The sequence below is a fragment of the Streptomyces botrytidirepellens genome, assembly GCF_003721215.1.
Lineage (GTDB): Bacteria > Actinomycetota > Actinomycetes > Streptomycetales > Streptomycetaceae > Streptomyces > Streptomyces himastatinicus.
This window is the reverse complement of the sequence record NZ_RIBZ01000137.1, coordinates 1-22,201: the sequence shown is the minus strand read 5'-3', so window position 1 is coordinate 22,201 and position 22,201 is coordinate 1. Positions and strand designations below refer to the sequence as shown.

At 70.2% G+C, this 22,201-nt stretch carries 19 protein-coding genes; 9 read left to right on the top strand and 10 right to left on the bottom strand.

Annotated features, from left to right (window positions below; all coding sequences use genetic code 11):
* Window positions 1-147: 147 nt before the first annotated feature.
* Window positions 148-1,437 (top strand): citrate synthase, encoded by a 1,290-nt coding sequence (locus EEJ42_RS10430; RefSeq protein WP_123099678.1) that lies wholly within the window; start codon window positions 148-150, stop codon window positions 1,435-1,437.
* Window positions 1,438-1,832: 395 nt separating this feature from the next.
* Here the strand turns inward: EEJ42_RS10430 and EEJ42_RS10425 are convergent, their stop codons facing one another.
* From EEJ42_RS10425 to EEJ42_RS10415, 3 genes are all read right to left on the bottom strand, one after another.
* On the bottom strand, window positions 1,833-4,121 hold the full coding sequence (locus EEJ42_RS10425) for a heavy metal translocating P-type ATPase (RefSeq protein WP_123099677.1): 2,289 nt from the start codon (window positions 4,119-4,121) through the stop codon (window positions 1,833-1,835).
* Window positions 4,118-4,339 (bottom strand): heavy-metal-associated domain-containing protein, encoded by a 222-nt coding sequence (locus tag EEJ42_RS10420; RefSeq protein ID WP_123099676.1) that lies wholly within the window; start codon window positions 4,337-4,339, stop codon window positions 4,118-4,120. The genes EEJ42_RS10425 and EEJ42_RS10420 overlap by 4 nt, the downstream gene beginning before the upstream one ends.
* A gap of 139 nt (window positions 4,340-4,478) precedes the next feature.
* A complete protein-coding gene (locus tag EEJ42_RS10415; RefSeq protein ID WP_246096325.1) occupies window positions 4,479-5,129 on the bottom strand; it encodes a TetR/AcrR family transcriptional regulator in 651 nt (216 codons plus the stop codon).
* 177 nt (window positions 5,130-5,306) lie between these two features.
* Between EEJ42_RS10415 and EEJ42_RS10410 the strand changes: the two genes are divergently transcribed.
* Window positions 5,307-7,670: an MMPL family transporter gene (locus tag EEJ42_RS10410; RefSeq protein ID WP_123099674.1), complete on the top strand. Its 2,364-nt coding sequence runs from the start codon at window positions 5,307-5,309 to the stop codon at window positions 7,668-7,670.
* Window positions 7,671-7,698: 28 nt separating this feature from the next.
* Here the strand turns inward: EEJ42_RS10410 and EEJ42_RS10405 are convergent, their stop codons facing one another.
* The 7 genes from EEJ42_RS10405 to EEJ42_RS10375 form a co-directional block, all read right to left on the bottom strand.
* Complete coding sequence (locus EEJ42_RS10405) at window positions 7,699-7,908, bottom strand: helix-turn-helix transcriptional regulator (RefSeq protein ID WP_123099673.1); 210 nt, start codon at window positions 7,906-7,908, stop codon at window positions 7,699-7,701.
* A 151-nt stretch (window positions 7,909-8,059) separates the two neighbouring features.
* Complete coding sequence (locus EEJ42_RS10400) at window positions 8,060-8,917, bottom strand: sugar phosphate isomerase/epimerase family protein (RefSeq protein WP_123099672.1); 858 nt, start codon at window positions 8,915-8,917, stop codon at window positions 8,060-8,062.
* A 170-nt stretch (window positions 8,918-9,087) separates the two neighbouring features.
* Entirely contained in the window at window positions 9,088-10,107 is a 1,020-nt protein-coding gene (locus EEJ42_RS10395; RefSeq protein ID WP_123099671.1) for a Gfo/Idh/MocA family protein, read from the bottom strand.
* A 69-nt stretch (window positions 10,108-10,176) separates the two neighbouring features.
* On the bottom strand, window positions 10,177-11,097 hold the full coding sequence (locus EEJ42_RS10390) for a sugar phosphate isomerase/epimerase family protein (protein ID WP_009717803.1): 921 nt from the start codon (window positions 11,095-11,097) through the stop codon (window positions 10,177-10,179).
* 197 nt (window positions 11,098-11,294) lie between these two features.
* Entirely contained in the window at window positions 11,295-12,167 is an 873-nt protein-coding gene (locus EEJ42_RS10385) for an ATP-binding cassette domain-containing protein (protein ID WP_123099670.1), read from the bottom strand.
* Window positions 12,168-12,172: 5 nt separating this feature from the next.
* Complete coding sequence (locus EEJ42_RS10380; protein ID WP_123099669.1) at window positions 12,173-13,243, bottom strand: ABC transporter permease; 1,071 nt, start codon at window positions 13,241-13,243, stop codon at window positions 12,173-12,175.
* Window positions 13,244-13,250: 7 nt separating this feature from the next.
* Window positions 13,251-14,261 carry a sugar ABC transporter substrate-binding protein gene (locus tag EEJ42_RS10375; RefSeq protein ID WP_123099681.1) on the bottom strand — a complete coding sequence of 337 codons (1,011 nt, stop codon included), beginning with the start codon at window positions 14,259-14,261 and terminating at the stop codon, window positions 13,251-13,253.
* 282 nt (window positions 14,262-14,543) lie between these two features.
* Here EEJ42_RS10375 and iolC point away from each other — a divergent pair, with 282 nt between their 5' ends.
* The 7 genes from iolC to EEJ42_RS10340 form a co-directional block, all read left to right on the top strand.
* Window positions 14,544-15,488, top strand: coding sequence for a 5-dehydro-2-deoxygluconokinase (gene iolC / locus EEJ42_RS10370; protein WP_123099668.1), 945 nt, complete (start codon window positions 14,544-14,546; stop codon window positions 15,486-15,488).
* 88 nt (window positions 15,489-15,576) lie between these two features.
* On the top strand, window positions 15,577-16,455 hold the full coding sequence (locus tag EEJ42_RS10365) for a Cgl0159 family (beta/alpha)8-fold protein (protein ID WP_123099667.1): 879 nt from the start codon (window positions 15,577-15,579) through the stop codon (window positions 16,453-16,455).
* Between the two features lie 79 nt (window positions 16,456-16,534).
* Window positions 16,535-17,449, top strand: coding sequence for a 5-deoxy-glucuronate isomerase (gene iolB / locus EEJ42_RS10360; RefSeq protein WP_123099666.1), 915 nt, complete (start codon window positions 16,535-16,537; stop codon window positions 17,447-17,449).
* Window positions 17,446-19,323: a 3D-(3,5/4)-trihydroxycyclohexane-1,2-dione acylhydrolase (decyclizing) gene (gene iolD / locus EEJ42_RS10355; RefSeq protein ID WP_123099665.1), complete on the top strand. Its 1,878-nt coding sequence runs from the start codon at window positions 17,446-17,448 to the stop codon at window positions 19,321-19,323. The genes iolB and iolD overlap by 4 nt, the downstream gene beginning before the upstream one ends.
* Before the next feature lie 28 nt (window positions 19,324-19,351).
* On the top strand, window positions 19,352-20,848 hold the full coding sequence (locus tag EEJ42_RS10350) for a CoA-acylating methylmalonate-semialdehyde dehydrogenase (protein WP_123099664.1): 1,497 nt from the start codon (window positions 19,352-19,354) through the stop codon (window positions 20,846-20,848).
* A 157-nt stretch (window positions 20,849-21,005) separates the two neighbouring features.
* The gene (locus EEJ42_RS10345) at window positions 21,006-21,452 is read left to right on the top strand and encodes a hypothetical protein (protein ID WP_123099663.1); all 447 of its coding nucleotides are present in this window, start codon (window positions 21,006-21,008) and stop codon (window positions 21,450-21,452) included.
* Window positions 21,453-21,536: 84 nt separating this feature from the next.
* On the top strand, window positions 21,537-22,201 hold a 665-nt coding region (locus tag EEJ42_RS10340), incomplete at its 3' end, for a YccS/YhfK family membrane protein (RefSeq protein ID WP_246096323.1).

Genomic DNA, 22,201 nt, shown 5'->3' with positions numbered 1-22,201 from the left:
CGGGGCAGGATGGCCGTGTAGGCGGCACTGAGTGCCGCCAAAAGGCCCTTCAGTCGACCCCGAGTGCAGCTTCATCACCCGAGTAGGGGAAGGTGGGGGGAGTCAGGGCACCTCGAGGAAGAGAACCAGACGTCGGTGAGGGATGACGTGAGCGACAACTCTGTAGTACTGCGGTACGGAGACGACGAATACACCTACCCGGTGGTCGACAGCACCGTCGGCGACAAGGGCTTTGACATCGGCAAGCTGCGTGCCCAGACCGGTCTGGTGACCCTGGACTCCGGTTACGGCAACACCGCCGCGTACAAGTCCGGCATCACCTATCTGGACGGTGAGCAGGGCATTCTGCGGTACCGCGGGTACCCCATCGAGCAGCTGGCGGAGCGCGCCTCCTTCGTGGAGACGGCCTTCCTCCTGATCAACGGTGAGCTGCCGACGGTCGACGAACTGGCCGCGTTCCGTGAGGACATCACCCGCCACACGCTGCTCCACGAGGACGTCAAACGGTTCTACGACGGCTTCCCGCGGGACGCCCACCCGATGGCGATGCTGTCCTCCGTGGTCAGCGCGCTGTCGACGTTCTATCAGGACAGCCACAACCCGTTCGACGAGAAGCAGCGCAACCTGTCGACGATCCGGCTGATGGCGAAGCTGCCGACCATCGCGGCGTACGCGTACAAGAAGTCGGTGGGCCACCCGTTCGTCTACCCGCGCAACGACCTCGGTTACGTGGAGAACTTCCTCCGCATGACCTTCTCGGTCCCGGCGCAGGAGTACGAGCTGGACCCGATCGTGGTCAGCGCGCTCGACAAGCTGCTGATCCTGCACGCCGACCACGAGCAGAACTGTTCGACCTCCACGGTCCGGCTCGTCGGCTCCTCGCAGGCCAACATGTTCGCCTCCATCTCGGCGGGCATCAACGCCCTGTGGGGTCCGCTGCACGGCGGCGCCAACCAGTCGGTGCTGGAGATGCTCGAGGGCATCCAGGCGTCCGGCAGCGACGTCGACACCTTCATCCGCAAGGTGAAGAACAAGGAAGACGGCGTGAAGCTCATGGGCTTCGGGCACCGCGTCTACAAGAACTTCGACCCCCGGGCGAAGATCATCAAGTCGGCGGCGCACGACGTCCTCTCCGCGCTCGGCAAGTCCGACGAGCTGCTCGACATCGCGCTCAAGCTCGAGGAGCACGCGCTCGCCGACGACTACTTCGTGGAGCGCAAGCTCTACCCGAACGTGGACTTCTACACCGGTCTGATCTACCGGGCGATGGGCTTCCCGACCGAGATGTTCACCGTGCTGTTCGCGCTCGGCCGGCTGCCGGGCTGGATCGCCCAGTGGCACGAGATGATCAAGGAGCCGGGCTCCCGCATCGGCCGCCCGCGCCAGATCTACACGGGCATCGTCGAGCGCGACTTCGTCCCGGTCGAGCAGCGCTGAGCGAGCACTGCCAGGGCGGCGCCGAGATAAGCCAGAAGCGCCCCGCTGCCGATCCCCCCACGGGTCGGAGCGGGGCGCTTCCCTTGTCCCGGTTCGGATTCCCCCCACGGGATCCGGCCCGGGCGTTCAGTGGGCCGTACGGGCTCGTACGGACGCGATCTGCCGGGACGCGTACGTACGGGAGGGCCGCTCAAAGCTCCCCGGGTACGTCGCCCCGGCCACGCGTAGCAGGATGCGTCCCCCAAGACGTATCCTCACCGCCCCATTAGACTCGCGACCCCCCTCAATGGTTACGTTGGGTTGTCTGTGATCTGCGTCTCCAGCCATATGGGGGCGTAAAAGGGCAAGAGCCTCGATTCAAAGATCGGGGCTCTTGTGTATGGGTGTTGTGCGGCTTATGGGGACTTGGTGGAGACCGTGGATGCCGTGAAGGAGCGCAGTCGCAGACTGTTGCTCACGACGAACACGGAGGAGAACGCCATCGCGGCGCCCGCGATCATCGGGTTGAGCAGACCGGCCGCCGCGAGCGGCAGCGCGGCGACGTTGTAGCCGAACGCCCAGAACAGATTGCCCTTGATCGTGGCGAGGGTCCGGCGGGCCAGCCGGATCGCGTCGGCGGCCACGCGCAGGTCGCCCCGGACGAGGGTGAGGTCGCCCGCCTCGATCGCCGCGTCCGTTCCGGTGCCCATGGCGAGCCCGAGGTCGGCGGTGGCCAGGGCGGCGGCGTCGTTGACTCCGTCGCCGACCATGGCGACCGTGCGGCCCTCGCCCTGGAGCCGCTTCACGACGTCGACCTTCTCCTCCGGCAGGACGTCGGCGATGACCTCGTCGATGCCGACCTCGCGGGCGACCGTCTCGGCGACGCGCCGGTTGTCGCCGGTCAGCAGCACCGGGGTGAGGCCGAGGGCGCGCAGCTGGGCGACGGCTTCGGCGCTGGTCTCCTTGACGGCGTCGGCGACGGTGAGGACGCCGCGGGCGTGCCCGTCCCAGGCCACGACGACCGCCGTATGGCCCTCCGCCTCGGCCGCAGCCTTGGCGGAGGCCAGCTCCTCCGGCAGGTCGATGGCCCACTGGCGGAGCAGCGCGTCGCGGCCGACGAGCACCGCGTGTCCGTCCACGACGCCCTGGACGCCGAGCCCGGGCACGGATGCGAAGCTCTCCGGCACCGGGAGCGCCCCGGTGCGCTCAGCGGCGCCGTCCGCGACGGCGCGGGCGATGGGGTGCTCGCTGGCGTGCTCCACCGCGCCCGCGAGCCGCAGCACCTCGTCCTCGGCGGTGCGCGGCGCCGGGATGACCTGGTGCAGCCGCATACTGCCGGTGGTCACGGTGCCGGTCTTGTCGAGGACGACGGTGTCCACCCGGCGGGTCGACTCCAGCACTTCGGGGCCCTTGATGAGGATGCCCAGCTGGGCGCCGCGGCCGGTGCCGACCATGAGCGCGGTCGGGGTGGCCAGGCCCAGGGCGCACGGGCAGGCGATGATCAGGACGGCGACGGCGGCGGTGAAGGCGGCGGTCGCGTCGTGCGTCGTCAGCCACCAGACCAGCAGGGTGCCCACGGCGATCAGCAGCACGATCGGCACGAAGACGCCGGAGACCCGGTCGGCGAGCCGCTGCACCTCGGCCTTGCCGTTCTGCGCGTCCTCCACCAGGCGGGCCATACGGGACAGCTGGGTGTCGGCGCCCACCCGGGTGGCCTCCACGACGATGCGGCCCGCCGTGTTGACGGTCGCGCCCGCGACCGTGTCGCCCGCCGCGACGTCCACGGGGACGGATTCGCCGGTCAGCATCGAGGCGTCGACGGCCGAGCCGCCCTCGACCACCGTGCCATCGGTGGCGATCTTCTCGCCGGGGCGGACGACGAAGCGGTCCCCGACGGCCAGTTCGCGCACCGGGATCCGCACCTCGCGGCCTCCGCGCAGGACGGCGACGTCCTTGGCGCCCAGCTCCATCAGGGCGCGCAGCGCCGCTCCCGCCCGCCGCTTGGACTTCGCCTCCAGATAGCGGCCGATGAGGATGAAGGTGGTCACCCCGGCCGCCGCCTCCAGGTAGATCGAGGACGAGCCGCTCGCGCGGGTGACGGTGACGTCGAAGCCGTGCTGCATGCCGGGCATGCCCGCGTCGCCGAAGAACAGGGCCCACAGGGACCAGCCGAGCGCCGCGAGGGTGCCCAGGGAGACCAGGGTGTCCATGGTGGCCGCGCCGTGCCGCGCGTTGGTCCAGGCGGCCTTGTGGAAGGGCGTCCCGCCCCAGACGACGACGGGCGCGGCGAGGGTGAGGGAGAGCCACTGCCAGTTGTCGAACTGGAGCGAGGGCACCATCGCCAGCACCACGACGGGCAGGGAGAGGGCGAGCGAGACGAGCATGCGGTGGAGCAGCGGGTCGTGCTCGGCCGGTGCCTCGGGCGCGGCCTCGGGGCTGTCCGCAGCGGCGGGCTCGGGCTCGGCGGGAGGCGGCTCCTCGGCGGTGTAGCCGGTCTTGATGACCGTGGCGATGAGGTCCGCGACCTCGATCCCCGCGCCGTAGGACACCTGGGCCTTCTCGGTGGCGTAGTTCACCGTTGCGGTGACGCCGTCCAGCCGGTTGAGCTTCTTCTCGATGCGCGCCGCGCAGGAAGCGCAGGTCATGCCGCCGATGGCCAGCTCGACCCGCGCCTCCTGCCCGACGGCGGGAGCCGTGATGGTCATGCGAGTTCGTAACCTGCTTCGTCGACGGCGGCGCGGACGGCCTCGTTGTCCAGCGGGGCGGTCGAGACGACGGTGACCTGGCCGGTGGAGGCCACGGCCTTGACGGAGCTGACGCCGTCGAGGGCGCCGATTTCCTCGGCGACGGCACCTTCGCAGTGGCCGCAGGTCATGCCGGTCACCTGGTAGACGGCGGTGACGGTGTTCGCCTCGGAGCTCATGGTTTCTCCTCTGTGGGGGAGTGGCTGACGGTACGCGAGGGACGCCGGTTGGCGCAGCGCCTCCTGACAGTTTCAACTCTATACCCCTAGGGGGTATTCCCGGAAGTCAGGGGTGCGCCGGCTCTGTGCGCAGTGGCGGTCAGTGCCGGGCGGGTGCCGCCTCGGTGCCGATGACGGGGGCCAGGTACCCGTAGAGGCAGTTCTTCATCTCGGTGATGTATGCCTCCCGGTCCTCGCCCTCGTGGGAGAGGATCAGCTCCAGCCCGGCCTTGAACAGGGCGAACGCCATGGTCGCGATGCGCGTACGGCGCTCCGGGGTCAGCTCGGGGACGTAGGTGCCGATGAGCTCCTCGACCCGGGTCTGGAGCGCGGCGTGCAGCGCGGCGTGCTCCTCGGCGACCGTGCCCGGGGTGTCGGAGGAGCAGATCAGGGTGAGGAAGACGGGGTTGGCGCAGTTGAACTCGATCAGCGGGTCGAGGACCACGTCCAGCATCTCGCCGAGCGGCAGTGCGGCGTTCTCGTCGGTGAAGACCACGCCGTGGGTGTCCCGCATCTGCTGGGTGAGGCGGTCGCCCAGCTCGACGGCGATGGCCTCCTTGTTCGGGAAGAACTGGTACAGCGTGCCGGGGGAGACCCCGGCCTCGCGGGCGATCGCGTTGGTGCTCGCGGAGGTGTAGCCGGTGCGGCAGAAGACGCTGGCGGCGGCGTCCAGCAGCTGCTGGATCCGGCGCTCGCCGCGCGCCTGCCTGCGGCGGGGGCTCGCGGGTCGGGCTACCTGGCTCTCGGTCACAATCCCCAGCTTCCCATGAGCGATTGACAAACACGAGTGGCCGCTCGCATTCTTGAGAAATGCGAGCGGTCGCTCGTATTTGCCATTCCGGTGGCAATCAGCGACCCATGCTGCCTGCCTGCCCGCTTGCCCGAGCGGGGGCGGCCGCATGGGCACAGGTGAAGGGGACACCGCGTCATGACCGATGTCAATCGGCCGCCCGGCGAGCGGATCGGAGGATGGACCCGCTTGGTCACCGCCAGGCCGCGGCTGTCCTTGCTGGTCGCCCTGCTCTTCACGGCGCTCGCCGTCGTGGCCGGGAGCGGAGTCGCCGACCGGCTCTCCGGCGGCGGCTGGGAGGACCCGGCGTCCCAGTCCTCGTACGCCACCAAGGCGCTGGAGAAGCGCTTCCCCGCCTCCCAGCCCAACCTCCTCCTGCTCGTCGACGGCGGCGGCAAGAAGGTGGACGACCCGGCGGTCGCCACCGAGGCCCGCGCGCTCGCCAAGAAGCTCTCGGGCGAGGAGTCGGTCACCGGCGTCACCTCCTACTGGGACACCGGCGCGTCCGCCCTGCGCAGCAAGGACCGCGGCGAGGCGATCATCGCCGCGCGCATCACCGGCGACGAGACGGCCGCGGGCAAGGCGCTGGAGCGCATCGCCCCCGACTACCGCGGGCAGCACGGACCGGTCGAGGTCTCCGTCGGCGGACCGGTCGCGGTCAAGCAGGAGATGCAGACCACCATTCAGGAAGACCTGCTGCGGGCCGAGATGATGGCCCTGCCCGTCACCCTGGTGCTGCTCGTCATGGTCTTCGGCAGCGCGGTGGCCGCGCTGCTGCCGCTCGGTATCGGCGTCATCGCGATCCTGGGCACCGACGCCGTGCTGCGCGTGCTCACCGAGTTCACCGATGTCTCGGTCTTCGCGCAGAACCTGACCACCGCGCTCGGCCTCGGACTCGCCATCGACTACGCCCTGTTCATCGTGCGGCGCTTCCGCGAGGAGCTGTCGGCGGGCGGGGAGACCCTCCCGGCCGTCGCCGCCACCCTGCGCACCGCCGGGCGGACCGTGCTCTTCTCGGCGCTGACCGTCGCCGTCTCGCTCGCCGCGATGATGGTCTTCCCGCAGTACTTCCTGCGCTCCTTCGCCTACGCGGGCATCGCCGTGGTGCTCATCGCCGCGGCCGCCGCCCTGGTGGTGCTGCCCGCCGCGCTCGTCCTGCTCGGCGACCGGGTCAACAAGTGGGACCTCACCCGGCTGCTGCGCCGCGGCCGCCGCGCCGACGCGGCCGCAAAGGGGGCCGAACCGGGCGCGGGCTGGGGCCGGTTCGCCCGGCTGGTGATGCGGCGCGCCCCCGTCTTCGCGCTGGCGACCGTCGCCGGGCTGGTGGCGCTGGGGCTGCCCTTCCTGCGGGTGGAGTTCGGCACCGCGGACGACCGCCAGCTGCCCTCCAGTGCCGAATCGCACGTGGTCCAGCAGCACATCCGGGACGGCTTCGCGGGTGGACCCGGCGGCGGGGTGGAGATCCTCGCCGAGGGCAAGCCCGGCGCCGCGGCGCTCGCCGACTACAGCGCCAAGGTCTCCGCCCTTCCCGGGGTGCTGCGTGTGGACAGCCCGGCCGGTCGCTTCGCGGACGGCCACCAGCTGGGCAAGCCCGGCCCGGCCGAGGCGGCGCGCGCGGCCGGTGGCGCGGCGTATCTCAGCGTGCAGCCCAAGGGGGAGCCCGTGGAGCCCGCCACCCAGGACCTGGTGCGGGACATCCGCGCCCAGAGTCCCCCGTTCCAGACCTCGGTGACCGGCACCGCCGCCGTTCTGGTGGACACCAAGGAGTCCCTGGGCGACCGCACCCCCTGGGCGGGCGCGATCATCATCGCGGTCACCCTGCTGCTGGTCTTCCTGCTCACCGGGAGCCTGCTGATCCCGCTCCAGGCCGTGCTGCTCAACGCGCTCAGCCTCACCGCGATGTTCGGCGCCATGGTGTGGGTCTTCCAGGAGGGGCACCTGTCGGGGCCGCTGGCCTTCACCAGCTCCGGCGACATAGAGACCACCCTGCCGGTGCTGATGTTCTGCGTCGCCTTCGGGCTCTCCATGGACTACGGCGTCTTCCTGCTCTCCCGCATCAAGGAGGAGTACGAGCGCACGGGGAACCATGAGGCGGCGGTGGAGTTCGGACTGCGGCGCACCGGCGGGCTGATCACGGCGGCGGCGCTGATCCTGGCCGTGGTCATGGTGGCCATCGGCACCTCGAGGGTCACCAACACCAAGATGCTCGGCCTCGGTATCGCCCTGGCCGTGCTGATGGACGCGATGGTGGTGCGCAGTCTGCTGGTTCCGGCGGTGATGAAGCTGACCGGCCGGGCCACTTGGTGGGCCCCGGGCCCGCTGCGGCGGCTGCACACCCGGTTCGGGCTGAGCGAAGGGGAGTCGGCGCCCGGCTCCGACACCCCCTCCGGTGGTGCCTCCGGTGACGCTCCGGGTGGCTCCTCCGGCGACGCCGCCGGGGAGGCGGACACGGACGCTGCCTCGGGGAAGGGCCGTCGCCGGGACCGGGTGAGCATCCGCTGACCCCCGCGGCCCGGGCGCGAGACACCCCCTAGTCCTTGGTCTCGCGCCGGGCGCGGCGGTTGCCGGGTCTGCGGGCCACCCAGGCCCGGATCGTATCCGCGTACCAATACGGTTTGCCGCCCTCCACCAGGTCGGGGGGCGGCATGTGACCGTGCTTGCGATAGGACCGTACGGTGTCGGTCTGCACACCGATGTGTGCGGCGATCTCCTTGTAGGACCACAGCCTTCGATCGGTCATCACTCGCGCCCTTTCACTCGGCCTGTGTCCGGTGAACGACGTCGGGTGACGGGCGGCTAGGGGCTGTTGAACACCTGTGACGTAAGACGCGCGGAGATGTGACGCCTGTGACCGGCGGGTGACGCGCCGTCCCCTCCTTCCAGGAGGACGGCTACTTCCAGGTGGACAGGTATTCGTCGATCTTCCGGCGCATGAACACGGACGACTCGCGGGCGCGGTCCTCCCAGGCGAAGACGCAGGAGGTCAGCGTGCCGTCGAAGTTGTTGTCGCGCAGCGCGCCGAACAGCGCGTCGAAGTCGACCTCGCCCTGACCGATGTCCAGGTGCTGGTGGATACGGGCCGTAGAACCGGGCGGGTTGATGATGTAGCGCAGCCCCGAGGACGCGGTGTGATCGAAGGTGTCGGCCAGATGCACGTTGGTGAGCAGATCGCCCGCGTGCTTGATCAGACCGGGGGCGTCATTGCCATGGTGGAAGGTGTGCGGGGCGCAGTAGAGGTAGGAGACCAGGGGGTGGTTGATGCCCCGGATCATGTTGATCGCCTCGTACCCCTCCTCGATGAAGTCGTCGGGGTGCGGCTCCAGCGTCAGCCGGATGGACTCGCGCTCGAAGACCGGCAGCAGCTCCTCGATCGACCGCCAGAACTGGCCCTCGCTGCGGCTGGGGTCCTCGGGGCGGCCGTTGAACTCCGAGATCATGCTGTCCACGCCCAGATCGGCGGTGATCTGGATGGCCCGCTTCCAGTAGCGGACGGCGGCCTGGCGCTCGTCCTCGTCCGGACCGGACCAGCGGAACAGCGGCAGTACGGAGGAGATCTTCACCCCGGCGGCGTCCAGCGCCTTGCGGAACTGCCGCACCGTGCCGTCGTCCACCCGCGGGTGCTTGAAGAACGGGATGAAGTCATCGCGGGGAGACAGCTCGATGTACTCGAAGCCCAGCTCGGCGACGAGGGCCGGGAGTTCGAGCAGGGGCCCCTTGCGCAGCATATGCGGGTCGAGGGCGATCTTCATGAGAAGGAGAAACCTTTCCAACAGGGAGGACGCGGAGGGTGTGGAACAAGGAGAGGCNGTCGAGGGCGATCTTCATGAGAAGGAGAAACCTTTCCAACAGGGAGGACGCGGAGGGTGTGGAACAAGGAGAGGCGGGCCGGTCGTGGCGGCGACCGGCCCGCCCGGGAGCGTCAGGCGTAGAAGGCCGGGCGCACGATCATGTCGACGGGCGTGCGCTCGCCGGTGACCTGCGCCCGCACCCCCGCCTCGCACACGGCGGCCGCGGCGTAGCCGTCCCAGGCGCTCGGGCCCTCGACCTCGCCGCGCTTGGTGGCGTTGACCCAGGCCTGCACCTCGCGGTCGTACGCCTCCTCGAAGCGGGCCACGAAGTCGGGGGCGATCTCGCCGCCCCAGGTGCCGGGACGGTTGACGAGCATGCCGTGGGCGTCGCCGACGCGGGCGGTGCCGCGCTCGCAGACCGCCTCGGCCTGGACCTGGTAGCCGAAGCCGCAGGTCGCGAAGATCTCGACGTTGACGATCGCGCCGCCGGTGGTCTCGAAGATCACCAGCTGCGGGTCGGCAAGACCCTCGGGGGCGTTGGAGCTGGAGGTCGGCTTGAGCACGGTGACGTTGGCGATCTCCTGCTCCAGCAGCCAGCGCGACTGGTCCATCTCGTGCACCACGGAGTCGTTGATCAGCATCTCGGTGGTGAAGTACGAGTGCACCGACGCATTGCGGTGGCGGCAGTGCATCAGCAGCGGGCGGCCCAGCTCACCGGAGGCGAGCAGCGCCTTGAGCTTCATGAACTCGGTGTCGTAGCGGCGCATGAAGCCGACCTGGATGCGGCGGTGGCCGAGCCGCTGCTCGGCCTCCAGCACCCGCAGCGCGGACTCCGAGTCCGGGGTCAGCGGCTTCTCGCATAGCACCGGCAGATCGTGCTCGAACGCGCTGAGCAGCGCGGCCTCGTGCGCGGGGCCGGGCGAGGCGATCAGTACGGCGTCCACGCCCGGCGCGGCCATGGCGGCGGCCGGGTCGGTGAACGCCTGGCAGCCCTCGGACAGATCGGCGACGGCCTTGGCGCGCGCCTCGTCGATGTCCACCACGGCCGCCACCCGGGCGCCGCTGATCACGTCGTTGATGCGGCGGACGTGGTCGGCGCCCATCTTGCCGGTCCCGATGACGGCGATCCCGAGCGTGCCCTGCTGGGTCATAGGTGTCTCTTCTCTTTCTGCGCGTTCGGAGGATCGAAGGGGATCGAAGGGAGCGGGGGAGGCGGAAGGTCAGGCGCCGCAGGAGCGCAGGAAGCGGCGGGTGCGCTCGGCGATCGGGAACGGCTGGTCCGGCGGGCAGGGGTACATGTCCTGCTCGACGATGGCGAACAGGTCCACATCCAGCTTCTGGGCGGCCGCCAGGACCGGTTCCAGCTCCGGAACGCCCTTCGGCGGCTCGCACATCACGCCGCGCTTCACGGCCGGGCCGAACGGCACGCCGTTCTTGACCACGTCGGCCAGGATCTCCGGGTCGACCTGCTTGAGGTGGAGGTAGCCGATGCGCTCGCCGTAGGTCTCGATCAGCTTGACGCTGTCGCCGCCGCAGTAGGCGTAGTGGCCGGTGTCCAGACAGAGGTTGACCAGGTCGGAGTCGGTGGCGTCCAGGAAGCGGGCCACGTTCTCCTCGCCGTCGATGTGGGTGTCGGCGTGCGGGTGGACGACGATGTCGAGCCCGAAACGCTCGCGCACCTCACGGCCGAGGCGCTCCATGCCGGTGGACAGGTGGCGCCACTGCTCGGCGGTCAGCTCGGGCGGCTCGATGATCTCGGCGGTCTTGTCGTCGCGCCAGAAGGAGGGGATGACCACGAGGTGCTTGGCGTTCATGGCCCGGGTCAGCTCCGCCACCTGGGAGACGTGCTCCCAGGTGGCGTCCCAGACCTCGGGGCCGCGGTGCAGGGAGGTGAAGATCGTGCCCGCCGAGACCGTGAGGTTCCGGCGGGTGATCTCCTCGGTGAGCCGGGCGGGGTCGGTCGGCAGATAGCCGTACGGGCCCAGCTCGATCCACTCGTAGCCGGCCTCCGCGACCTCGTCGAGGAAGCGCTGCCAGGGGACCTGCTGCGAGTCGTCGGGGAACCACACCCCCCACGAGTCGGGGGCCGAGCCGACCCGGATGCGGTCCAGGGCGGGTACGGGGGAGGCGGCGGCAGTCATGGAAGAGGGTCTCCTCTCGCCGGTCGCTGGAGACCGGGGAAGGGGGCAGTGCGGGTCGCTTGCTCGCGGTGGTGGTCGGGGCCCGCGTTTCATGCTGTTTTGGGCAGCTTTACGGGCCGGGCCGGGGGCCGTCAAGACTTCGTCAGGACATTCGGACGTAATGTCAGGCCGAGAGGGTCGGGATGAGCGTCGGGATGTCAGGTCGAGGGGCTGTTGACGACCTCGGGAAGCTCCTCCACATCGACCCCGCGCACCTGCGCGAGCTCGTGCTTGAGAGCGGCCAGCTCGGTACCGCCGGCCATGTGGTTGGTGAGTTCCTCCAGGCTGACGTCGTCCCGGGCGGCGTTCAGCTCCAGGGCGCCGAGTCTCAGCACCGAGAAGTGGTCGCCGACCATGTACGCGTGGTGCGGGTTGTGGGTGATGAAGATGACGCCCAGGCCCCGCTCACGGGCCGCCGCGATGTACTTCAGGACGACGCCCGACTGCTTGACGCCCAGCGCCGCGGTGGGCTCGTCCAGGATCAGCACTCTGGCGCCGAAGTACACCGCCCGCGCGATGGCCACGGACTGCCGCTGGCCCCCGGAGAGGGTGCCGATGGGCTGTTCCAGGTTGTCCAGGTGGATGCCCATGGCGGACAGCTCCGTCTGGGTGGTCTCCTTCATCCGCTCGATGTCGAGCCGACGGATGGGCCAGGGGCCGCGGGTCAGCTCGGAGCCGAGGAAGAAGTTCCGCCACACCGGCATCAGGGGCACCGTGGCCAGGTCCTGGTAGACGGTGGCGATGCCGAGGTCGAGGGCCTCGCGCGGGTTGTGCAGCCGCACCGGCTTGCCGTCGACGACGTACTCGCCCTCGTCGTGCTGGTGCAGCCCGGAAATGATCTTGATGAGGGTGGACTTTCCGGCGCCGTTGTCGCCGAGGACGCAGGTCACCTGGCCCGGCCGGACGTCGAGGTCGATGCCCTCCAGGGCCCGGACGTTGCCGTAGAGCTTGCCGACGCCCTTGAGCTGGACGACCGGCTCCGGCGCGCCCTCGGCGGCGGGGGTGGGCTTCGTGAGGTCGTTGGTGGTCATTCCCATCACCTCCTGGCGGCCTGACGGCGCACCCACAGATTCACGAGCGTCGCGAGCAGCAGCATCACGCCGACGAAGAACTTGAACCAGTCCGGGTTCCAGTTGGCGTAGACGATGCCCTGGTTGACCATGCCGAAGATGAACGCGCCGAGGAGCGCGCCGATCGCGGAGCCGTAGCCGCCGGTGAGCAGGCAGCCGCCGATCACGGCCGCGATGATGTAGTAGAACTCGTTGCCGACGCCCTCGCCGGCCTGCACGGTGTTGTACTCGAAGAGCAGGTGCATGCCGACGAACCAGGCCGCGAAGCCCACGGTCATGAACAGTGCGATCTTGGTGAGGTTCACCGGGACGCCGACCGCCCGGGCGCTCTCCTTGGAGCCGCCCGACGCGAAGATCCAGTTGCCGAACTTGGTGCGCAGCAGGACCCAGGTGGCGAGGGCCGCGAAGGCCAGCCAGTACAGCACGGTGATGTTCAGATTGACGCCGAAGATGGGGATTTCGGAGGCGAAGACCGCCTTGGCCGACTCGAAGCCGTCCATGTCGTTGATGGCGTTGGTGGCGACGTTGTCGGTCAGCAGCTTGGTGATGGCCAGGTTGAGGCCCTGGAGCATCAGGAAGCTGGCGAGCGAGACCAGGAAGCTGGGCAGCCCGGTCTTGATCAGCAGCAGGCCGTTGATCAGGCCCACCGAGAGCGAGATGACGAGGGCGACCCCGACGCCGACCCAGACGTTGGCGGTGAGCTGGAAGCTGAGCATGCTCGCGGCCAGCGCCGAGGAGGTGACGGCGACACCGGCCGACAGGTCGAACTCGCCGCCGATCATCAGCAGGGAGACGGCGAGCGCCATGATCCCCAGGGTGGAGCCCTGGTAGAGCACGGTGGCGAACGAGTCCGCCTGGCGGAAGGTCGGGGCGACGGCGAAGAAGAAGATGTAGACGCCGATGGCGGCGACCAGCGCGCCGATCTCCGGCCGGGCGAGGGCCCGGCGGGCCAGCGAGCGTTCGGTGGTGCGGCTCTTGGGGCGCGCCGCCGGGGAGGCCGGTGGCGTGGCGGCGGCGGGTGGGGCGGCTTGAGTCATGGCCGGATCACCGCGTGCCCTTCTGGGCGAACTTGGCGATCTTCTCCACGTTGTCCTTGGTGACGAACGCGGGTCCGGTCAGCACGGGCTTCTCGCCGCCGCCGCTGAAGTTGCCGTTGTTCTTGTAGAGCCACAGGGAGTCGATGGCCAGGTAGCCCTGGAGGTACGGCTGCTGGTCCACCGCGAACTGCACATCCCCGCTCTGGACGGCGGCGATGAGGTCCTTGTTGAGGTCGAAGGTGGCGACCTTGGCCTTGCCGCCCGACTCCTTGGCGGACTGCACGGCGGTCAGTGCGAACGGTGCGCCGAGCGTGACCACGTAGTCGATGCTCGAATCCTGCTTGAGCTTGGCGGAGATCGTGGACTTGACCGACGGCATGTCGGTCCCGTTGACGTAGAGGGTGTCCGTCTTGCCCTTGAACGTCTTCTTCACACCCGCGCAGCGGGCCTCCAGGGCGACATGGCCCTGCTCCTGGATGACACAGATGTTGTGCTTGGCGCCCACCTGGTTGAGGCGCTTGCCGAAGGCCTGTCCGGCGAGGTTCTCGTCCTGGCCGAAGTATTCGAGCAGCCCCTGGGACTTCCAGTCCTCCAGGCCGGAGTTGAAGCCGACGACGGGGATACCGGCCTTCTCGGCCTTGGCGATCGCGCCCTTCATCGCGGCGGGCTTGGCCAGCGTGACGGCGATGCCGTCGACCTTCTGGTTGATCGCGTTCCGGATGAGGTTGGCCTGGTCGCCGCCGTTGGGATTGCTGGAGTAGACCAGCTCGACGTTGTCCTTGGCCGCGGCCGCCTTGGCGCCCTTGCGGACCGTGTCCCAGAAGGTGTCACCCGGAGCGGCATGGGTGATCATCGCGATCTTCATCCGGGGGGTGTTGGCCTTGCCCGCGGAGATGTCGTCCGCCTCGTCCTGGGCCTTCTTGCCCCCTTGACTGCTGCACCCCGTTGCGAGGAGAACCGTTACGGCGGCGATGGTGGCGAGTCCCGCCCTGCGGCGTCGGTCAAATCTGAGGTCCATCTGTTCCAGCACCTCTCAAGCCAGGTCCGGTGTTAACACAGCCGTTGCATGAGGGGGAGCCAACTCCTCGCGGCCACTGCCTGTCAAGGGTTTGTCATGACAACATTTCATCTGGACGTAACGAGACCATAACGCGCCCCGAGGCGGCTCTCGTGGTTACGTCCGAATGTAATGACAAATGCTTGACAGGGGGCTGTGCGCGCGTCTAGACCTGAAGGGGCCGGGCGGGACCCGGTGTTCGCCACGACAACCCTGAGCTGCGTCTTTCCCGAAGGGGCACGCATGAGTGAGCCGTACGACCTGATCACGATGGGCCGCATCGGAGTGGACCTCTACCCGTTGCAGACCGGAGTGCCGCTGCCGCAGGTCGAGTCATTCGGAAAGTTCCTGGGAGGCTCGGCGACCAACGTCGCGGTGGCCGCGGCCCGGTTCGGCCACCGCTCCGCGGTGATCAGCCGCACCGGGGCGGACCCCTTCGGCGAGTACATCCACCAGGAACTCCAGGGTTTCGGCGTGGACGACCGCTTCGTCACGCCGGTCGAGGACTACCCGACCCCGATCACCTTCTGCGAGATCTTCCCGCCCGACGACTTCCCGCTCTACTTCTACCGCCGCCCCAAGGCCCCCGACCTGGAGATCCACCCCGGCGAGCTGGACCTCGACGCGATCCGCGCCGCCCGGATCTTCTGGATGACCGGCACCGGCCTCAGCGAGGAGCCCAGCCGCGGCAGCACGCTCACTGCCCTCGCCCACCGCGCCAAGAGCGGCATCACCGTCTTCGACCTCGACTGGCGCCCCATGTTCTGGAAGGACCCCGAGACGGCGCGCCCCTTCTACGCCGAGGCCCTGCGCCACGCCACCGTCGCCGTCGGCAACGTGGACGAGTGCGAGATCGCCACCGGTGTACGGGAACCGAAGGCCTGCGCCCAGGCCCTGCTGGACGCGGGGGTCGAGCTGGCCGTCGTCAAACAGGGCCCCAAGGGGGTCCTCGCCGTGCACCGCGACGGCACCTCCACCGAGGTCCCGCCCGTCCCGGTCGACGTCGTCAACGGCCTCGGCGCGGGCGACGCCTTCGGCGGCGCCCTGTGCCACGGGCTGCTGGCGGGCTGGGACCCGGAGCGGATCATGCGCTACGCCAACGCCGCGGGCGCGATCGTCGCGTCCCGCCTCGCCTGCTCCTCCGCGATGCCGACGGAAGCAGAGGTCGACGCCCTGCTCAGCCAATAGCGACGCGGCGCGCCCACGGGTGCCTCCGGCGCTCGGGCACCCCCGTTCTTCCGGCGAACCGAGCCCTCAAAATAGAGAGGACCCTGCTTTGAGCATCAGCATCTCCGACCTCGTGACGGTGCGGAGCCGCCACCCGGAGGCCATCGCCGAGGCGGCCGCCCGCCGGGTCCGCCGCCCGCTGATCGGCGACAGCGGCCGACTGATGATCGTGGCCGCCGACCACCCGGCGCGCGGCGCCCTCGCCGTCGGCGGGCACAAGCTGGCCATGGCCAACCGGGCCGATCTGCTGGAGCGGCTGTGCGTGGCGCTGTCCCGCCCGGGCGTCGACGGCGTGCTGGCCACCGCCGACATCCTGGAGGACCTGCTGCTGCTCGGTGCCCTCGACGGCAAGGTCGTCATGGGCTCGATGAACCGCGGCGGGCTGGCCGGTGCCTCGTTCGAGCTGGACGACCGCTTCACCGGCCACCGCCCGCAGGACATCGCCCGGCTCGGCTTCGACGCCGGGAAGCTGCTGCTGCGGGTCGACTACGACGACGCCGGATCGCTCAACACCATGCTCACCACGGCCCGCGCCATCGACGAGATGGCGGAGCGGCGGCTGCCGGTGTTCGTCGAGCCGTTCATCTCCCGCCGGATAGACGGCAGGGTCTCCAACGACCTGAGCGCCGAGGCCGTCACCAAGTCCATCGCGATCGCCTCCGGGCTCGCCGGGACCTCCGCGTACACCTGGCTGAAGGTGCCGGTCACCAGTGACCCGGACGAGATGGCCGCCGTCATGGAGACGAGCACGCTGCCCGCGGTGCTGCTCGGCGGCGAGGTGGGGAAGGACCAGGAGGGGGCGTACGAGAAGTGGCGCAAGGCGCTGCGCCTGCCCACCGTCCAGGGCCTGGTCGTCGGCCGCTCGCTGCTCTACCCGGCGGAGGGCAGCGTGGAGACCGCCGTGGACACCGCCGTCGGCCTGCTGTGAATCGGCCCGCTGTTGAATCGGCCCGCTGTGAATCGGCCTGCTCTGCATCGGCCCCGGAACCGGAGGAAACACTGACGCCATGACCACCAACGAACCTTCCCTTGGCTTCCACGTGCAGGCCGGTAAGGCGGCCGACGGCCCGTATGCGCTGGACATCGATCCCGGGCGGGCCGGCTGGGACTACTCCAGTCTGCGCGTGCTCGACCTGCCGCCCGGCGGCTCGCACCAGCTCGCCACCGACGACAGCGAGTGGATCGTGCTGCCGCTCAGCGGTGGCTGCACGGTGATCACCGAGGGCGAGACCTTCGAGCTGCACGGCCGCGACAGCGTGTTCAGCGGGGTGACCGACTTCGCGTACGTCCCGCGCGACGCGCACGCCACGATCGCCAGCGGCGCCGGGGGCCGCTTCGCGCTCACCGGCGCCCGCTGCGAGCGGCGGCTGCCCGCCCGCTACGGGCCCGCCTCCGCCGTCCCCGTCGAGCTGCGCGGCACCGGCAACTGCTCGCGCCAGGTCAACAACTTCGGCGCCGCAGGCGTCTTCGAGTGCGACAAGCTCATCGCCGTCGAGGTGCTCACCCCCGGCGGCAACTGGTCCTCGTACCCGCCGCACAAGCACGACGAGTGCCGCCCCGGCGAGGAGAGCGAGCTGGAGGAGATCTACTACTTCGAGATCGCCGAGGCCCACGGCAACGAGGGCGTCGGCTACCAGCGGGTCTCGCCCTCCGGCCACGGCCGCAACACCGATGTGCTGGCCGAGGTCCGCTCCGGCGACGCCGTCCTCATCCCGGACGGCTGGCACGGCCCCTCCATCGCCGCGCCCGGCCACGCCATGTACTACCTCAACGTCATGGCGGGCCCCGGCGAGGAGCGCGCCTGGCTGATCTGCGACCACCCCGACCACGGCTGGATCCGCTCCACCTGGCCCGACCAGCCCGTCGACTCCCGCCTTCCGCTGTACGAAGCCCCTGAAGCTCCCGCAGGAGACGCCCGATGACCACCCGCCGCCTCACCGTCGCCCAGGCCCTGGTCGAGTTCCTGGCGCACCAGTACACCGAGCGGGACGGGCAGCGGCACCGTCTGATCAACGCGACCTGGGGCATCTTCGGCCACGGCAACGTGGCCGGGCTCGGCCAGGCGCTGCTGGAGGCCGGGCAGGACACCATGCCGTACCTCCAGGGCCGCAACGAGCAGGCGATGGTGCACGCCGCGGTCGGCTACGCCCGCCAGTCCAACCGGCTCGCCGCCCAGGCCGTCACCACCTCCATCGGGCCCGGTGCCACCAACCTGGTCACCGGCGCAGCGCTGGCCACCGTCAACCGGCTGCCGGTGCTGCTGCTGCCCGGCGACATCTTCACGACCCGGCCCGCCGACCCCGTGCTCCAGCAGCTGGAGGTGCCGTACGCGGGCGACGTGTCCGTCAACGACGCGCTGCGCCCGGTCTCCCGCTACTTCGACCGCGTCGTACGCCCCGAGGCGCTGATCCCGGCCGCGCTCGCCGCGATGCGGGTGCTCAGCGACCCGGCCGAGACCGGCGCGGTCACCCTGGCCATGCCGCAGGACGTGCAGGCCGAGGCGTTCGACTGGCCGGAGGAGTTCTTCGCCGACCGCGTGTGGCGGGTGCGCCGCCCCGCCCCGGAGCACGCCGAGACCACCGCCGCCGCGCAGGCGATCCGCGCCGCCCGGCGCCCGCTGGTCGTCGCGGGCGGCGGCGTCCACCACAGCGAGGCCGAGGGCGCGCTGCTGGCGTTCGCCGACGCCACCGGCATCCCGGTCGCCTCCACCCAGGCGGGCAAGGGGTCGCTGCGCCACGACCACCCCGCCGACATCGGCGGCATCGGGCACACCGGCACCGCCGTCGCCGACGACCTGGCCCGCACCGCGGACCTGATCATCGGGGTCGGCACCCGCTACAGCGACTTCACCACCGCCTCCGCGACCCTCTTCGCCAACCCGGACGTCCGGTTCCTCAACCTCAACATCACCGGCTTCGACGCCCACAAGCTGGCCGCCACCACGTTGGTCGCCGACGCCCGCGCCGGTCTTGAGGCGCTGACCGCCGAGCTGGCCGGTCACCGGGTGGACGAGACGTACGAGGCCGAGTACCGCACCGGCAAGGCCCGGTGGGAGCGCCTGGTGGACGCCGCGTACGCCGCCGAGGACCCCTCCGCGCGCCCCTCCCAGACCCAGGTGCTGGGCGCGCTGGACGCGGCGGTCGGCGACGACGACGTGGTGATCAACGCGGCGGGCTCGCTCCCCGGCGACCTGCACAAGCTGTGGCGGGCCCGCTCGCCCCGCCAGTACCACCTGGAGTACGGCTACTCCTGCATGGGCTACGAGATCCCGGGCGCCATCGGCGTACGGCTCGCGGCCCCCGACCGCCCGGTGTGGGCGCTGGTCGGGGACGGTACGTACCTGATGATGCCGACCGAGATCGTCACCGCGGTCCAGGAGGGCATCAACATCAACATCGTCCTCCTCCAGAACCACGGCTACGCCTCGATCGGCGGCCTGTCGGAGACCACCGGCGCCGAGCGGTTCGGCACCGCCTACCGCTTCCGGTCCGCCGACGGCCTGTACACCGGCGATCCGCTTCCCGTGGACCTGGCCGCGAACGCCGCCTCGCTCGGCATGGACGTGCTGCGCGCCGCGACCGTGGCCGAGCTGCGGGAGGCGCTCGCGGCGGCCCGTGCCTCGGACCGTCCCACATGTGTCTATGTGGAGACCGAAACGGGCGACACAGTGTCGGGCGCACCCGACGCACAGGCGTGGTGGGATGTGCCCGTAGCCGAGACCGCGACCCGCCCGGCCGCCGTGAAGGCCCGCGAGGAGTACGACCGGCACGCCGCAGGCCGCCGCCGCCACCTCTGACGTTTTTCGAGAGAAAGGCTCCGCACCCATGAAGACCGTCAACCACTGGATCGGCGGAAAGTCCGTCGAGGGCACGTCCGGCAACCACGGCCCGGTGTACAACCCCGCCACCGGCGCCCAGGACACCCGGGTCGCCCTCGCCTCGGTCGAGGACGTCGACGCGGCCGTCGCGTCCGCGAAGGAGGCGTACCGGTCCTGGGGCACCATCTCGCTGTCCAAGCGCACCGCGATCCTCTACAAGTACCGCGAGCTGCTGGACGCCCACCGCGACGAGATCGCCGAGCTGATCACCGCCGAGCACGGCAAGGTGCACTCGGACGCGCTCGGCGAGGTGGCCCGCGGTCTGGAGATCGTCGAACTGGCCTGTGGCATCGCCGAGAAGCTCAAGGGCGAGCTGTCCACCCAGGTCTCCACCGGCGTCGACGTCTCCTCGATCCGCCAGCCGCTGGGTGTCGTCGCGGGCATCACGCCGTTCAACTTCCCGGCCATGGTGCCGATGTGGATGTTCCCGGTGGCCATCGCCTGCGGCAACACCTTCGTCCTCAAGCCCAGCGAGAAGGATCCGTCGGCGTCCTACCGGCTGGCCGAGCTGGCGGCCGAGGCGGGGCTGCCGCAGGGCGTGCTCAACGTCGTCAACGGCGACAAGGTGGCCGTGGACCGGCTGCTGGAGCACCCGGACGTCGCCGCGGTCAGCTTCGTCGGCTCCACCCCGATCGCCAAGTACATCCAGTCCAAGGCCGTCGAGCACGGCAAGCGGGTGCAGGCGCTCGGCGGCGCCAAGAACCACATGCTGGTGCTGCCCGACGCCGACCTGGACTTCGCCGCGGACAACGCGATCAACGCGGCCTACGGCTCGGCCGGTGAGCGCTGCATGGCGGTCTCCGTCGTCGTCGCCGTCGGCGACATCGGCGACGACCTGGTGAAGAAGATCGCCGACCGCGCCGCCAAGCTCCGCATCGGCCCCGGCAACGACCCGTCCTCCGAGATGGGCCCGCTGATCACCAAGGAGCACCGGGACAAGGTCGCCGGTTACGTCCACGGGGCCGCCGCCCAGGGCGCCGAGGTCGTCGTGGACGGCACCGGCTACACCGTCGAGGGCCACGAGAAGGGCTTCTTCATCGGCGTCTCGCTGCTGGACAAGGTCCCCGCCACCGCCGACGCCTACCGCGACGAGATCTTCGGCCCGGTGCTGTGCGTGGTCCGCGCCGAGACGTACGACGACGCCATCGAGCTGATCAACTCCTCGAAGTGGGGCAACGGCACCGCGATCTTCACCCGCGACGGCGGCGCCGCCCGCCGCTTCCAGCTGGAGGTCGAGGCCGGCATGGTCGGCGTCAACGTGCCGATCCCGGTGCCGGTGGGCTACCACTCCTTCGGCGGCTGGAAGGACTCGCTCTTCGGCGACCAGCACATCTACGGCAACGACGGGGTGCACTTCTACACCCGCGGCAAGGTCGTCACCACCCGCTGGCCGGAGCCGTCGGAAGAGGTCGGCATCAACCTGGGCTTCCCCAAGAACCACTGATCGCCTGACGGTCGCGTCCCCCGTCGGTCCCCGACCGGCGGGGGATTCGCCATGCCGGATTCGCTGGTGTCGCAGCACAACCATCCACCCCTGATGTAGGTCTTCTTGAGTGTTCGCCCGAACAATGGGCACACGACCACATTCAGGGGGATCTCCTATGCTTCGTACCCTTCGCTGCTCCGCGGCCGCACTCGGCCTCGGGCTCGTGCTGGCCGCGGGCGCACCCGCCACCGCCGCCCCGCACGGCGTGAAGAAGACCGATCCGAACGGCCGCTTCACCGCCGAGGAGATCCACCACTTCCTGGAGGGCTTCTACGGCAACCACGGGCCGCGCCCCTGGGAGCGCGAGAACCTGGTCTCCGACCAGCTGAAGGAGCGGATCGCCCAGACTCCCGACTACGACCTGCTGCTGTGCGCGCAGAACGAGCCGCGGGACATCGAGGTCGGCGAGGTGACCACGGCCCAGTCCGCACGGGTCGGCTGGGCGACGATCACCACGCACTGGGGCCAGGGCTCGCCCAGCTCCTTCACCGCGTACGTCGACCTCGACGCGACCCGGCCCATCGAGCTGCTCGACGTGGACTGCGCAACACCCGAGGGCTGACGCGGGCCGAAAGGGCGGGTACGCGAGGAATCGGCCAAAGACGGCCGGTTCCTCGCTTGCAGATCAAGGTCGTAGTCTCGCCGTATGAGCTGGTCACACGCGCTGAAGCAGACGGCCCAAGCGGGTTTGACGATCGAGCGCATCCGGCTGGAGCCGCTGGTCGCGATCCGTGGCGCCTGCGGTGTGGCGATCGTCATCGGGCTGACCCTCTGGTTCGGCTCGCCGACCCTCGCGGTGTCGTCGGCGTTCGGCGCGTTCTCCGCCGGGATCGCCATCTTCCAGAAGAGCTGGCGCCCCCGCCCGGAGCTGGCGCTGGCAGCGGCGACCCTGCTCGCGGTCTCCACCTTCCTCGGCTATCTGGCCGCCGCCCACGTCGCCACCTTCGTCGTGATGCTCGCCGTGTGGACGCTGCTGACCGGCATGTCGTGGGCGGTCGGCCCGGTGTCCGGGCTGGTGTCGACCCAGATGGTCGCGGTGATGCTGGTCACCGTCACCCTCCCCACCTCGGTGCTCGGCGCCCTGGAGCACGCCGCGCTGATCGGGGTCGGCGGGGTCGTCCAGGCCGCGCTGATCGTGCTCTTCCCGGTGCGGCCCTGGGGCGTGCAGCGCGACGCCCTCGCCGACGCGCTCGCCGGCGTGGCCGACTACGCCCGGCGGCTGCGCCACGACCCGCAGGCGCCGTTCGACCCGCAGCCGCTGATGGACGCCCGCAGCGCCGCCGCCGTCACCCCGCGCGCGGCGAAGCGGCG